The organism is Bacteroides sp. 1001136B_160425_E2 (assembly GCF_015559655.1).
In the GTDB taxonomy this organism is placed as follows: Bacteria; Bacteroidota; Bacteroidia; order Bacteroidales; family Bacteroidaceae; genus Bacteroides; species Bacteroides luhongzhouii.
Genome location: NZ_JADMQH010000010.1, coordinates 123,397 through 138,741 on the forward strand (window position 1 = coordinate 123,397; position 15,345 = coordinate 138,741).

9 protein-coding genes and 2 pseudogenes are annotated in these 15,345 nt (G+C 43.8%); 2 read left to right on the forward strand and 9 right to left on the reverse strand.

The annotated features are described in order from the left end of the window. Nucleotides 1-111: 111 nt before the first annotated feature. From I2I04_RS11775 to I2I04_RS11795, 5 genes are all read right to left on the reverse strand, one after another. A complete protein-coding gene (locus I2I04_RS11775) occupies nt 112-1,296 on the reverse strand; it encodes a TolC family protein (RefSeq protein ID WP_143257897.1) in 1,185 nt (394 codons plus the stop codon). Between the two features lie 157 nt (nt 1,297-1,453). After that, on the reverse strand, nt 1,454-4,552 hold the full coding sequence (locus I2I04_RS11780; RefSeq protein ID WP_195655087.1) for an efflux RND transporter permease subunit: 3,099 nt from the start codon (nt 4,550-4,552) through the stop codon (nt 1,454-1,456). Nucleotides 4,553-4,629: 77 nt separating this feature from the next. Further along, nucleotides 4,630-5,865, reverse strand: coding sequence for an efflux RND transporter periplasmic adaptor subunit (locus tag I2I04_RS11785; protein ID WP_143257899.1), 1,236 nt, complete (start codon nt 5,863-5,865; stop codon nt 4,630-4,632). Between the two features lie 86 nt (nt 5,866-5,951). Continuing rightward, complete coding sequence (locus I2I04_RS11790) at nt 5,952-6,362, reverse strand: DUF6769 family protein (protein ID WP_008024755.1); 411 nt, start codon at nt 6,360-6,362, stop codon at nt 5,952-5,954. A 100-nt stretch (nt 6,363-6,462) separates the two neighbouring features. After that, on the reverse strand, nt 6,463-8,100 hold the full coding sequence (locus I2I04_RS11795) for an ABC-F family ATP-binding cassette domain-containing protein (protein ID WP_195655088.1): 1,638 nt from the start codon (nt 8,098-8,100) through the stop codon (nt 6,463-6,465). 118 nt (nt 8,101-8,218) lie between these two features. On the opposite strand from I2I04_RS11795, the gene I2I04_RS11800 reads away from it, so the two are divergent. Further along, nucleotides 8,219-8,617: a response regulator gene (locus I2I04_RS11800; protein WP_143257901.1), complete on the forward strand. Its 399-nt coding sequence runs from the start codon at nt 8,219-8,221 to the stop codon at nt 8,615-8,617. A gap of 240 nt (nt 8,618-8,857) precedes the next feature. Here I2I04_RS11800 and I2I04_RS11805 read toward each other — a convergent pair whose 3' ends face one another. Both I2I04_RS11805 and I2I04_RS11810 read right to left on the reverse strand, forming a co-directional pair. After that, nucleotides 8,858-10,474: a SusD/RagB family nutrient-binding outer membrane lipoprotein gene (locus I2I04_RS11805; protein WP_195655089.1), complete on the reverse strand. Its 1,617-nt coding sequence runs from the start codon at nt 10,472-10,474 to the stop codon at nt 8,858-8,860. Between the two features lie 11 nt (nt 10,475-10,485). Next, nucleotides 10,486-13,467, reverse strand: a pseudogene (locus tag I2I04_RS11810) (SusC/RagA family TonB-linked outer membrane protein); the annotation flags it as partial. Between the two features lie 330 nt (nt 13,468-13,797). On the opposite strand from I2I04_RS11810, the gene I2I04_RS11815 reads away from it, so the two are divergent. After that, on the forward strand, nt 13,798-14,019 hold the full coding sequence (locus tag I2I04_RS11815; protein ID WP_143257904.1) for a carboxypeptidase-like regulatory domain-containing protein: 222 nt from the start codon (nt 13,798-13,800) through the stop codon (nt 14,017-14,019). Between the two features lie 219 nt (nt 14,020-14,238). On the opposite strand, the pseudogene I2I04_RS23235 reads toward I2I04_RS11815, so the two are convergent. Together I2I04_RS23235 and trhA are read right to left on the reverse strand one after the other, a co-directional pair. After that, nucleotides 14,239-14,334 (reverse strand): annotated as a pseudogene (locus I2I04_RS23235) (ribose 5-phosphate isomerase A); the annotation flags it as partial. A gap of 296 nt (nt 14,335-14,630) precedes the next feature. Beyond that, nucleotides 14,631-15,281, reverse strand: a complete 651-nt coding sequence (gene trhA / locus I2I04_RS11820) for a PAQR family membrane homeostasis protein TrhA (protein WP_195655091.1) — start codon at nt 15,279-15,281, stop codon at nt 14,631-14,633. Between the last annotated feature and the right edge of the window lie 64 nt (nt 15,282-15,345).

Below are 15,345 nucleotides of genomic sequence, written 5' to 3' on the forward strand. Positions count from 1 at the left end.
GGATATATATGGGCACGGATTACATGGATTATGCTGTTGCTTTATGGCAATCATATTTCTAAAATCCGTGAAATCCGTGTAATCCGTGCCTAAAGGGCTTTATGTACTTATTTATAGCTTACTCTTGTAAATCCGTGCCATTGCTTTCTGGTACTGATTTTCCAGTTGCAGATAATTTTGATGGCTTTGGTAGATGACAGAAACTTCAACGAAATATTCGATCATGCTAATCTGTCCACCTGTCAGAGCCTGTTTCAGCAGTGACAGATCTTGTTGCGACTGGAAAGTCTTGCTATATTCTTCCATCGAAGCATGCAGTGTTTTTGCTTCCCGGTAAAGCTGTGCCAATTCAGATTCCACTTGCAGGGTAGCATTATCCTTTTGCAAATCAATGTTAAGAGCTTGTGCTCTAGCGATTTTTACTTTATTCCGATTTTCGAATAGCGGGAAAGAGAAACCTACCACTACACCGTTGAAAGGTACGCCTGTTTCTGTGTTCCGACGGTAGCCGAGTTCCAGTTTTGGCAGCCATTGGGATTTATTGACAGCAATCTGTTTACGGGCGACAAGACTCTCGTTGCCGAGTGCCATAAGAGTACGGTCCGTTGCCATGACTTCCGACTTCAATATTTGATAATCAGTGGGGAAAGGTATAGCCGGATATTGGTTTTCCTCGAAAACTACCGGAATATTACCATTCAGCGTATTCAGCTCCTGCTGTTTGTTGCGGAGTGCTGTTTCGTTCAGAGACGCTTCTGTTCTGACATTCAACAGTTCCAAATTGATTTTGTTGGTTTCGAGAGCATTTGCATCTCCTGTTTGAAGACGTTTGGCATACATCTTTGCAAGTTCTTCCGCATTGCGGAGGCGTTCTTCCAAAATATGCTTTTGCTGACGAAGCATGATAATGTCTAGGCAAAGTTCTTTCGCCTGTAACAGCTTCTCTTGACGGAAAACATCCGACTGACTGTCAAAAGCTCCGGCTTTCAGACGGTTCAACTTGTTACGTGTAGCATATAAACTAGGGAAATCAAAGCTTTGTGAAACAACCAGTTCGCCGATTGTTTCGCTTTTATCTTTCGCTCCCCATAGATGTGCGTAAGAAAGAGTAGGATCAGGCAGGTTATTATCCGTTTTAGCTTCCAGCTTCTGCGAAGTAATCAGTTGCTCGTTTGCCTGCAACTCCTTATTGTTCGTTTCGATATTCTTCAATACCTGTTCAATTCCGTTTTGGGCTTGCACTTCGCCTATGGTTAAGAAAAGAAGTGCAGCGCTTATGGTCATGATTTGTTTCATTTCTAATTTCTTTATTTATTACAAGCTATTGTTGATAGATACTTTATGATAAGGCATCTATTTGTTTGGCACCGAGGAACGCCCCGTTTCTCACCGAGAAACACTTGGTTCCTCACCGGGGAACGATGGTTTCCTCACCGAGGAAAAACATCACCCGCTACAGGCTTTCCTGGGCCTTTTTCCGATGCATCATCAGATAAACAATCGGAACGATAAAACCGTTTAGAAAAGTAGACGTTAATAATCCTCCTAAAATCACTTTTGCCATCGGACTTTGAATTTCGTTACCGGGCAAGTCGCCGCCCAGTGCCAATGGAATCAGTGCCAGTGCAGAAGACAATGCTGTCATCAAAATCGGATTCAGACGGTCGAGAGAACCTTGAATCACACTATCATACACATTCAAACCTTCTTCCTTTTGCAAATGATTGTAGTGGCTGATGAGCAACATACCGTTACGCGTTGCAATACCGAACAAGGAAATGAAACCGATGATAGCCGGAATACTGACCTCTCCTGTTGTAATCACCAAAGCAAATACACCACCGATCAGTGCCAGCGGAAGATTCAGCAAGATGACACCAGACTCTTTCACGCTACGGAACTCATTATACAATAATAGGAAGATTACTACGATGCTGATAAATGAAGTCAGCGCCAATGTCCGGCTGGCAGCCTGTTCACTTTCAAACTGTCCGCCATATTCGATGTGATAACCTTCGGGCAATTGTACCGATGTGTCGATGCGCTTCTGAATATCATTTACGACACTACGCAAATCGCGGTCGGCCACATTGGCAGAAATCACAATTTTACGTTTTACATTCTCGCGGTTGATCGTATTTGGTCCCATGGCTGATACCACTTCGGCTACATAGCTCAAAGGAACTTTCCGGCCGTCGTTCGTGTCTACCATTAAGTTGCGGATTTTTTCTATTTCATCCCGGGCATCATCCTTTACTTTCACGATCAGATCGAAACTCTTGCCTTGTTCATAAACCTGCGAGATCACTTTTCCAGCCAAAGCAACGTTCACATATTCCGAGAACTCCGGCAGAGTAATACCGAACTTAGCCAACATTTCCCGTTTAGGTTGTATTTTCAGCTGTGGACGCTCAATCTGTTGCTCCACGTTCAGGTCGGCAACACCGGGAATATCACTGATAGCTCCTTTAATTTGATTACCGAGTGAGAACATCTTATTCAGGTCGTCTCCGAACAGCTTGATAGCGATATTCGCTTTCGTACCTGATAACATAGCGTCGATACGGTGACTGATTGGTTGTCCGATTTCTATATTTGCTCCGGTGATAGTACTCAATTTCTCACGTACATCCGCTACCAGTTCACTGCGCGAACGATCTTTCAGTTCAAACGGAGCTTCTATTTCGGAAACGTTTACCCCTAACGCGTGCTCGTCCAGTTCGGCACGTCCCGTTTTTCGGGCTACGGTTTGTATTTCGGGAATCGTCATCAATAACTCTTCTGCCCACTGTCCCATTTTATTGCTTTCTTCCAGTGAAATACCCGGTAGAGAACTGATATTGATGGTGAATGACCCTTCATTAAAGGAAGGAAGGAAACTGCGTCCGAGTGTAAAGAACACTCCGAGCGCAACCACAAAGAGTGCGATCGTACTTCCAAGTGTCACTCGTTTGTGTGTCAGCACCCAAGTCAGTGCCTTTTCATACCCCCCTTTCATCCAACGAGCAAGGGGAGCTTCTTTCAGTTCCTTGTTTGTCTTATTGCTTCCTAATAGATAAGAACAGAGCACCGGAGTCAGCGTCAGAGCAACTACTGTCGACGCGAACAATGCCACGATAAAGGCAACGCCCAGCGGAACCAACATTCTGCCTTCCATTCCGCTAAGGAAGAACAACGGGACAAAGCTGACAACGATAATCAGTGTAGAATTAAGTATAGGCATCCGCACCTCTTTCGAAGCATTGAATACCACCTCGAGTGTACTTAATCTTTCCGCTTCTGCTTTCTGACGGTTCTCACGCAGTCGTTTATACACGTTTTCCACATCGACGATGGCGTCGTCTACCAACGAGCCGATGGCTATCGCCATACCTCCGAGACTCATGGTGTTGATTGTCAGTCCCATGTAGTGTAGGGTCAAAATCGAAACGAGCAGGGAAAGAGGCAGTGTTACCAATGAAATCAATGTAGTGCGCACATTTGCCAGAAACAGGAAAAGTACGATTACTACGAAAATACCTCCTTCAAAGAGTGATTTTTTCACATTGCCGATGGAGCTTTCGATAAAGCGGCTTTGACGGAATATGTCCGTTGAAACTTTTACGTCCGGTGGCAGGTTTTTTTGAAGATCTTTCAAAGATGCTTCCAGTTTATCTGTCAGTTCCAGCGTACTGGTAGCCGGTTGTTTGGTAATGGTCATCAATACGGCCGATTTTCCACGCTCGGAAGCAGTTCCCAGTTTCGGAGCTTTCGGTCCGATGGTTACGTCTGCAATATCTTCCAGCGTAACAGGGAAGTTGTTCACTGTCTTTACTACCGCTTTGCCAAGTTGCTCTGTTTTAGAAGTTGAAAGTACACCACGTACGATATATTCATTTCCAAATTCGTAGAGCACGCCTCCGTTTGCGTTCAGGTTCATATCCTGTGTCGCAGCCATCACTTCTCCCATTGAAATACCGTAATGACGCATCCGTTCGGGATCCAGCTGAATCTGATATTCTTTGATATCTCCTCCGAGCACGGCAACCTGCGCCACTCCTCCGGTAGACAATAGACGGGGACGGATAGTCCAGTCGGCAATTGTACGAAGATCGAGCATTGAAGTAGAGTCGGCAGTCAGACCGACAATGAGCATTTCGCCCAAGATGGAAGATTGTGGTCCGAGTGTCGGTTTACCGACGTTGACCGGCAGTGATTCACTGACCACAGCTAATTTCTCGCTAACAATCTGGCGAGCGAGATAAATATCGGTTCCCCAATCAAATTCTACCCAGACAACGGAAAATCCGTTGGTAGAAGAAGAGCGGACACGGCGTACACCCGTAGCTCCGTTTACGGCAGTTTCAACAGGAAAAGTGACGAGCTGTTCAACCTCTTCCGCAGCCATACCGTTGGCTTCGGTCATGATGACTACCGTAGGTGCGTTCAGGTCGGGGAATACGTCTACTTCCGTATGCATGGCGGTATACGTTCCCGCAATTAGCAGGAGGATGGCCGCGCAGACTACAACCAACCGGTTGTGTAGGGAGTAATGTATAATTTTATTAAGCATGATATTTCATTAATTGAGAGTTATAAATAACTTGATAGATGCGCCGCAAGAAAATCCGGCTGCGGCACCTCGCCGCTTTAATGTTCGTGACTATGTGCCGGGATGGCATTGCTTGCGCTTGCCAGTCGAACCTGATAAGCACCTTCGGTCACTACACGGTCGCCAGCCTTCACTCCGGTCAGGATCTGAACACTTTTACCGTTGTCGGCTCCTATCGTTACTTCCTGTTTTTTATAACCCTCTTCGTCCAGTTGCAGGTAGATAAAGAAGATACCTTGTTCCTCTGTCAGTGCCGTGCGTGGGAGAGAAAGTACGTTTTCCATCGTTGAAGAAAGCAAGAACACCTCTACGAATGATCCGGGGATCACTTCCCCTTTATTGTCGAACTCAAAAGTGACAGGCACATAAAAAGAGTTATCTCCGGCAGCTTTTCCAAAAGAGAGAAGTTTGCCGTTCAATGCTTTCAACTCGTACACCTGATTATTATAAGGAGTCTGGAAATTGGCGGAACTGATTGTACGGAGGTATGGATAATACTTTTCCGACACTTCGGCACGGAGGAAAAGACGACGATTCTGCGTTACGCTCACCAGCGGTTGCCCGATGGTCACGTAGTCACCTTCTTTCACAAGAATGCTTTTCACATATCCTGCAATAGGAGCTGTAATACTTTGGCCGATAGCCGAATGATTCTTGGAAAGGGCTTCGTAACTAAGGCGGGCATTTTCATAACTTTGCTCTGCCTGTGCAAAATCCTTGTCAGATACAATCTTGTTTTTAACAAGCTCTTTCATACGTTCGTACTCCTTCTTAGATACCTCGTAGGCAATGCGGGCACGTTGTACCGGATCACCGTCGGCGATATTCTTTGAAGAAATGGTGACTAGTGGCGTGCCGCTGCCGACGCTCATTCCTTCCGTTACTTTTCCGCGGAAAGATACAACGCCGGCCACTGTAGCTACGGCAACCGATTCATCACCTTGAGCAGCCAGCACCTGTCCGCTGGTTTTAATCACTTGCCGGAAAGGTGCAGGTTCGATAACGCTCACCTTAACGCCGGCTGCTTCAGCTTTTGCCTTCGGAAGGATGATTTCATCAGTGTGCGCTTCGACAGACTCGTTATGTTCATCGGCCGCTTCATGGTTGTGTTCTCCGTTACATTTGCCTTCATGAGAATGTTCGGAACCCTCTGCCTCGTGATTATGTCCTTCTGTGGCATGATCGTGTTCATTGTGTGTGTGTGTGACGGTACTATTATTACAGGAACCCAGCACGAATAAGCCTAGGATTCCTACGAAAATAAGTTTTTTCATAATGATATTTTCCTACTAAATTTTACTGTTTTTTGTACGCTACAAAGATAAGGTAACGTAAATGCGACTGATTTGCATTCACGCTTTTACGCAAAAACAGAGTAGGGAGGGGCACGAAGAGGAGTGGCACGGTGTATATCCGTCCCATGCAGAGAGTCTCGGTAGACGTAATAGTTCTTGATCCGTCTCTCTTGTGGCCGTAGTAGATGTTCGATGATTACATCCGTGAACAGGGTAGCGATGAATACGTAATCCGGTCCGCTATCCGTATGTACGGATGGAGTAGGAGAGTAGAAACGAGTCATACATTCGCTGCTGCAACATGAATCGTTTCCCGGGTGATGATGATGCGTGGGACATTGCTGTTCTACAGGCAAGTCCTGCTTCATGCAAATCATTCCGTTGGGATGATGGTGATGGGGAATAACGGCTGCCACCAACATTATAATGTTGATTAAAAACAGCAGAGTTACTATAATTCTTTTCTTCCCTTTCATCCTTTCTTTTAGAGGTTATCAGCTTTTTCAGAGTATTTAAAATGCAAATATACAAATACTTTTATTCCGCCTGCAGCCGATATCCTCTTTTTATTATTTATTATTTCTTTTCCAGTTCTTGCAACGAATCCATTTTCTTCTTTTCGAGGAATTCATAGATACCGCAAAGATGTTCCGTCACCTTTTGATTTCCGAACTCATACACTTTGGTTACCAGTCCGTCGAGGAAATCACGGTCGTGTGAAACAACAATCAGTGTGCCGTCAAAATCTAGCAAAGCCTGTTTCAGAATATCTTTCGTCTTCATGTCCAGATGATTCGTCGGCTCATCCAGAATCAGGAGGTTAACAGGTTCCAACAGCAATTTAATCATGGCAAGGCGGGTACGCTCTCCACCCGAAAGCACTTTTACCTTCTTCATCGATTCCTCGGGACCACCAAACATGAAAGCACCCAGTAAATCACGGATCTTGTTCCGGATATCCCCCTTGGCTACATCATCAATCGTTTGGAAAACCGTCAGGTTTTCATCCATCAATGAAGCTTGATTTTGGGCAAAGTATCCGATTTGTACATTATGTCCGAGAGTCAGTGTACCGTCGTGCTCAATTTCTTTCATGATACATTTCACAAGAGTAGATTTACCTTCACCGTTTTTACCGACAAAAGCTACTTTATCACCACGCTCAATCGTCAGATTGGCGTTGCGGAACACTACTTTTTCTCCGTATGCCTTTCCAACACCCTCCATGATAACCGGATAACTGCCCGAACGGGGTGAAGGCGGGAATTTCAGTCGCAATGCAGAAGTATCTTCCTCATCGACTTCGAGCAATTCCAGCTTTTCCAGCATTTTGACGCGGCTCTGTACCTGCAATGTTTTTGAATATGTTCCTTTGAATCGTTCGATGAACTCCTTTGTTTCAGCAATAAATTTCTGCTGTTCGTCATAAGCCTTCTGCTGTTGTTCACGGCGGTCCTTGCGCAGTTGCAGATATTGGGAGTAATTCACCTTGTAATCATAAATACGTCCCATCGTCACTTCGATGGTGCGTGTTGTAATATTATCCACGAATTTACGGTCGTGGCTGATTACGATAACTGCTTTTCCATTATTAATAAGAAAATCTTCCAACCATTGAATAGATTCAATATCCAAGTGATTCGTCGGCTCATCGAGCAAGAGTACGTCCGGTTTCTGCAACAGCAACTTAGCGAGCTCGATGCGCATCCGCCATCCACCGCTGAAGTCACTCGTCTGGCGTTGAAAATCACTCCGGATGAACCCTAATCCGAGCAATGCCTTTTCCACACCCTCTTCATAATTAGTCGCGTCAATCGAATAAAACTTCTCGCTCAAGGCAGACACTTCCTCGATCAGCGCCATGTAACTGTCGCTCTCGTAGTCCGTCCGTGTTTCGAGCTCTTTGTTCAGTTTTTCAATCTGCGCTTCCATTTCATGCAGATGTGAAAATGCCTGGGCCGTTTCGTCAAACACTGTTCTTCCGTCTTCCGTCATCAGATGTTGAGGCAGATAGGCAACTACGCAATCTTTGGGCGCGGAAACTTTTCCACGTGTCGGTTGTCGTACGCCTGCCAAAATTTTCAGCAGCGTACTTTTCCCCGCCCCATTTTTACCCATCAGTGCGATGCGGTCTTTTTCATTAATTACGAAAGATATATCACTAAATAAAGCAGTGCCGCCAAACTCTACGGCTAGTCCGTCAACAGAAATCATACTATTCTTTTAAATTGAGGCGCAAAGATAGCGAAATATATGAATCTTTTTTATAACTTGCGGGCTGAAAAGGGAGATTGATCCAAAAAAACAGATAAAAAAACAATATATAAGCGATATGGAAAGCGAACAAATGAATGAATTCAGACCCTTAATTTTGGTGGCTGAGGACGATGACAGCAACTTTAAATTAATCAAGGCTATCATAGGCAAAAAGTGTGATATCGAGTGGGCTAAAAATGGGCAGGAAATGGTGCAGTTGTTTCAACAACATCAGGAAAGAGCCAAAGCAATGCTGATGGATATCAAGATGCCGGTGATGAACGGATTGGAGGCAACGAAGATAATTCGTGAGTCTAATACCGAAATTCCTATTATCATGCAGACAGCCTATGCTTTCAGCTCGGATAAGGAAAACGCAATGAACGCAGGAGCAACTGAAGTATTGGTAAAACCTATTACCTTGAGTATTCTCCGCACTACTTTGAGCAAATATTTACCCGATTTGCAGTGGTGAAATTGATTCGTACGGGATTTTTTAAATTTATTTAAAAAGTGCTTAAACATTAAATACGGAATAAAGTAGAAAAAGAGTATGACCGGGTAGAAAAATGGTATGGAACATTCATCTGATGAAATTGGATAAAATAAAATAGGCGAACCTCACGGTTGGCCTATTTTTGTTCGCCTCTGTTAATTTGTTAGAGTACAGAGACGACTCCATGTAAAGTCTCTCCTTTGAGAGATTTTAAGTTCATTATTTGTTTCCGCCAGCCCACCAGACAGCTTCGCTATATACATACTGGCCATCACCGAAAGCTGCTTTCACTTCAGGATTTGCCAATACGTCGTCTGCTCCATAACCGAAGCGCAATGGGAACTTATTGTTGTTCAACGGGTTTTTCAGTACAATGAAATTTTCTCCTGCACCTTTCAAACGACGGTAGTCGTTATAGGCTTCCAGTGATTCGCCGGATGCACCGAAGAAAGCGAGGTATTTCTGTATCATTGTTTCTTGCAAAGGGTTGGCATCGAATAACGGTTCTACTTCGTCCGTGAAATAGGCTTCTGCCACATCTGCACCCAAATCACTGTCACCATCTGCTACCCAAGTATCAACGGCATCTATAATTGAGTTTTCCAGATTCTTGAATCCGGCAGTGATTGCATCCTTTAAAGCAGTCTTAGCTTCGTCCAGTCTGCCTCCTAAGCGGCATAATGCTTCTGCTTCGAGGAATTTCACTTCGTGATAACTGATTAAAAGGGTAGGAGCCGACATTGCCCATGATATCATTGACATACCATAATTGTTCTGCAACTCTTGCGGGGTTCCGTTAGGAGCCGCTTTGATACTTGCGATGTCTGTAGCTTGCGTACCACTTGCATAGCCGGCAGGGAAGTTTCCGCTGGGGTCGGGTTCCAGAAACGCCTGCGGTGCTCTAGGGTCATTGCGTTCAACAAATTTTTCAATCAGACTTGCGCTAGCTGCCAAACTGTTACGGCTGTAGCTAAAGGCCCAAAGCGGATTTAGCTGTGAGTCAGCATCATAAATAGCCAGTTTACATTCTTCACTTGCATTAGCAAATGATTTGCTCACATAAGTGAGAATATTCTGAAGATCTGTTGTCTTGTTGGCACTTTTATTGAGCAAACGCATTGTATAACGTGCTTTTAACGCATAGGCCGTTTTGAGCCACATACTTGCTTGTGTACTGGTGTTTGAGCCATAGATCAAATCTTTAGAACCGACTGCGCCGGATAACCCTGTATCTTTGGCAGTACCGTTATTCAGTAGAGTGATAGCATCATCCAGATTCTGCATCACTTCTTGGTAAATGCTTTCCTGCGTATCTATTTTAGGCTGCATATACATTGGTGTGCCGTCCGGATTGAGGATACCAGTCTGGCTGTACGGTGTGTTTCCGAACACATCGGCTGCCACTGCTCCGTTGTAGGCGAGCAAGATTTTAGCAATCGCTTCCGTCACTACATTTCCTTTTTCCGAGGGATCTTCTTCGCACTTTTTGATAACGATTTTAGCGTTCTTGATATTTGCGTAGACGTTGATCCATGCGTTATTGTAAGTAGTAGCCGTTGTAGGCTCTCCGCTACGTGCTTCCGCACGGTAAAGCTGGTTTGATATACCAGTTTCATGTTCCATGTAAACAGAGGAATAGAGTGAAAAATCTCCTCCCACAGTGCTAAATCCAGTGTTTACACCTAAGTCTGTTATCAAAAACTTAGCGGGTGCATCCAACGGATTGTTAGGGTTTTCATTGATTTTATCCATTGCATCTTCCGTACAAGCAGAAGCAATGGCAGCAGTCAAGAAAGAAACTGCCAGCAATTTTCCTATTGATTTATATTTTTTCATTGTCTTGCAGATTAAAATTTAATGTTGAAACCAAAGCCGAAACTAGCTGTCTGCGGCATTGAATAATCTTCAAATGCTCCTGCCATGTTGTTGTTACCCTGACTGGCTTCCGGATCGAGGTCAGGCAATTGAGCCCAGATTAGGATATTTCTGGCAAATGCGTTTACAGAAAGTTCCATTGAACGTTTTTGAAGAATTTTGTAGTTGACAGCCACTTCACGCAGTTTGATGAAAGAGTTGTCATATACTGAAGATTCGTCGATATCGTTCAGACGGCTGTAATATACCTGTTGTGCGTTTGCACCAGTGATGGCGATATCATTTTTAGTTCCATCGGTTTTGTATCCGTCGAAGATGATGGTACCTTCGCGGTTTTCCGTTCTCTTGCTGACACCGTAGTAGTCTGCAAGTCCGGTTGTTCTACTGTACATCTGACCACCCTGTTTCCAGTCGAGTACTGCACTGATTGTACACTTCCATAAGCGTAATGTGGTGTTGAATCCCATCAGGAAGTCCGGAGAAACTTTACCGATTACCTGTGCTTCACCAGCGATAGGAAGACCGTTTTCGTCCACCAGGCGATTGCCGTTTTCATCTCTCTTGTAACCTACACCATAGATTACAGGGAATTTTTCACCTGCTGAAGCGCGTACCTGTGGAGTAACATAACCACCCAGAGAGATATTTTCTACTCCCGGTGCCAGTTCATCTACGTAGTTGTCGATTTTGGTCCAGTTGAATGCAAAATCCCAGTTGATATTCTTCGTACGGATGGGGTTGAAGCCGAGAGTGAATTCATGCGTATTGGTATGAATCTTACCGCCGTTGGTGAGCAGCTTGCTAGCACCGGTAGAAGAAGCCAAAGGCACTTCAAAAATCTGGTCTTTCACATTCTGACGTGAGTATGTATAGCTGAATGTGATTAAGTTATCGAGGAAGTTTATGTCAGTACCCACTTCATACGAACGTGTGTTCTGTGGTTTCAGTTTCGGGTCAAAAATCGTGTAGTACGGAGTATAGGCGGTAGTACCTTTCATAGGATACATGATTGGAGTCAGCATATAGAAACCACCTCCGTATGTCGGAGTTGAGTAGTAGTTTTCGAGGAAATTTCCTGCTTGTCCTACTTCCGCATAAGATACTCTCAATTTAGCGTGATTAACAACATTGTTTTTCAATGCATCCAGTTCCGTCAGGATAAAACCTGCTGAAATAGAAGGATAGAAGAACGAGCGGTTGTTGCGTGGCATATTAGATACGTAGTCCTGACGTCCGGTGAGGGTCAGATAAAGCATATTTTTGTAAGAAGCCGATACGTTACCGAAGAATCCCACCGTGCGGTTTTTCCACGTCTCTTCCTCTGTCTGTTGAGTAGTGGCATTGTTGATGTGGTTCCATCCCGGGAAGTTGTAGTTCGTACCATATTCATAATACTTCTTTCTGTTGCTTTGGATAATTTCGTTACCCAATACGGCGTTCAGTCCCCAGTCCTCATTGATGTGCCAGTCGTAGTTGATGGTCAGCAAAGAGTTGTATGTAGCGTTCGTCCAACCGTAGTTTTCGATTTGTCCGCGACCGCCACCCGTGTTACTACCGTATCCGTAGCTGTCTACATAGTGAGTGGTGTAAGCATCCACGCCGACCATGTATTTTGCGTTCAACTTGTGGTTAGTTGTACCGAAATCAGTCTGATAGCTTGCGTATACATTTCCGAAGAAACGGTTAGTATCTTCTGTGAATTTGTTGTTTTCCATCGCCCAATAAGCGTTGTCAAAGCTACCACGGAAAGAGTTCTGTGTGTATTGGTTACCGTCTACATGGCTTGGAATCCCGGCAAGATCATAGCTGGGAGGAGCTGCGTAAACCGTTCTCAACAGACCGTTACCGGAAGTCACTGCCTTGTCGATAGAAGTAGTGATATAATTGGCTGTAAATCCGGAACTCCAGTTGTTGGTCAGTTTGGTGTCGGCACTAACTTTTACATTATATCTGTCCATACCGGTGCTTGAGATAATACCGTCCTGATGTGTATTTCCCAATGAGATAGAGTAGGAGCTTTTTTCGAGCATCTGTGCAACATTCAGTGAGTTGCTCCAAGTGATTCCTGTATCAAAAAAATCTTTGGCATTGTCGTATGCTTGTGGAGTGACCCATGGGTCAAGACCGGCTGATGCACGTTGAGGAACATAATATTTTCCTTGTTGCTTACCATACTGTTGAGTGTATTTGTTGTCCGTGTTACCACCGTATGTTGCGTCGTTGGGAAGTTCGGAAATCTTGGGTCCCCAAGAGGTTCCTGATGTGGCACTGAATTTTCCACCCGAACCTTGTGCGTATGTTTTCTGAAACTCCGGCAGACGGCCGACTACATCGAAGCTGACATTAGAAGAGAAGCTAACCTGCGGTTTGCCTTTTTCCAGTCCTTTACCACTTTTGGTTGTGATGATAATCACACCATTGGAAGCACGGATACCATAAAGTGCAGAAGCTGCTTGTCCTTTTAGGATGTTGATACTTTCAATATCATTAGGGTCGATATCTACCGCACGGTTGGCGAAGTCTGCCCCGCTCACACTACCATTGTTCTGTATATCTGTGCTAACGTCCGGCGTACTGGTTACCGGCATTCCGTCAATAACGTAAAGCGGAGTGTTGTCACCCGAGAAAGAACGTGCACCACGAATGGTAATCTGTGAAGAAGCTCCTGGCATACCACTTGAAGGCTTAACGTCCAAACCGGATACTTTACCTTGCAGCGCTCCTGCCAGATTGGAGTTGGCAGCTTGCGTCAACTGATCTGATTTTACGTCCTGAACGGCGTAACCCAGTGCCTTCTTTTCACGCGAGATACCCATAGCTGTCACTACAACCTCATCCAGTGCCTTCGCGTCACTTTTTAATACGACTTTTATTACTCCCGGTTTGATGGAAACGTCCTGCGAAATCATTCCTACATAAGAAATGCGCAAAGTTTTAGCAGAACTTGGTACATGAACGCTTCAGTTTTCATCATTGTTAATAGTTATTTAGTATTCTTGGAGATATAAAATGATAAAAAGATACCGTTTTGGAGGAAATAATGTTCTTTTTTTCTTGGAAAGGCGGCTTTTTGCGATATCTTTATGATAGAGCTTTTCTTTTAAAATAAGCTAATTTGGAAATGTAATATTTGAACTTGTTATTTTTAGGTGGCTTATTGCTTACAGAATGATATTTTTTAGTTAAAAACGTAACGCTTTTTTTAATCTGTCGTAATTAGTGTTATCTTTGCAACCTGTTAGAGAGAAAAAATCTGTTTATAGGTTAAATTTAAGAGAGAATTTATGAAAAGAAAATTGATGTTCTTAATGACCTTCCTTTTTATAGGTATAGGTCTGGTGACAGCGCAGACATCCAGAGTTACCGGTTTGGTTACTTCTGAAGAAGATGGACAACCTGTCGTAGGTGCTTCAATATTGGTGAATGGCACTACCCTTGGTACTATCACTGATATTGATGGTAAGTTTACAATCGCAAATGTACCAAGTTCTGCTAAGACTTATTGATTTTTTTTCTTCCTGTTTTTTCGTACTTTCCTCTTCTATCTTATTGTTTTTCAGTGATTTTGTTTCATTTTTCGCAAATATACCCATTCTTTCGGTTTCTTTTATTGAAACTTTCCTTATCAGTTCTTATTTATTTAGTCGTCTCTGTTTCTCATTAATTTTGAGATGGGGGGTAATATTCTACCCGAATTTTTAATGAATTTCCCGGTTTACGTTCTTTTATTCTGCCACGATAACTTCGACATCGTAACCTATGAAAAGACCGCTCTCTATGACATCGGTAATAGTTTTAAGTTTCTCTATATATAACGAATCGGCGAATCTGTTTGTATGTTCGTTTCAATTTCAGATGGGAAAAGTCTCTTCGACGGCCATTCAATCATTTAAATAGTTGATAAACGATTCGTTAATTTTTAACTTTGTTGCGTTAAACGTTAACGAACCTCTGCTTTTTATTAAACCGTGTTATAAGTTAGGCAGCTTGGCCCCGGAAATTTGGAGATAACCGAAAAGTCCGTATCTTTGTACTGTGTTTTTCATAGTATTAGATTTAAGGTTAACAAAGATTGGCTGTCTGGGATAGATAGCCTTTTTTTTGTCCCTACTATTCCTTATAGAATCAGCCAGATGGCAATGATATGTCCGATGCTGCCTCCCAGACAAAACAAGTGGAAAGTGGCATGCATGTATGGTTTGCGCAACGAATAAAAAACAGCTCCCACGATATACGAAACTCCTCCGCCAATCAGCCACCAGAAAGCGGTAGTGGCTCCCAACTCTGCCAGATGATCTAACAAAGGTTTCATGGCTACTAATATACAGGCGCCCATACCTACGTAACAAGCAGTTTCGAGATTACTATGTTCTTTCAGTTTTTTGAAGCTAAGAATGAAACCGACGATAGCCGACAGCCAGACGAAAGTAAAAATTCCCCATCCCCATCCGCCGGCATGCCGCAGAACGAGCAGGGTAAAAGGAGTGTAGGTTCCGGCAATGTGCAAATAGATAGCTCCATGATCGAATTTACGGAGCAGCTCTTTCAGCTTTCCCGGACGGCTGCCGTGATACCACGTAGAACTGACATAAGAAGAAAGCATCCCCGCCAAGTAGACAGATACACAAGCAACTGCCCACTGCGGCTCTACATTTTCGGAAGCCTTTTTCAATAACAAATATCCGGCCACGATTCCAAGCAGAATGCCTATTCCATGACTAAGGGTATTTGCCCATTCTTCTATATTATTGTATCGTTTGTTCTTCAATGTTCCTTTTTTTGAATTGTTAAGCCACAAAAATATTGAGTCGCAAAGATACTTTATTTTCCGT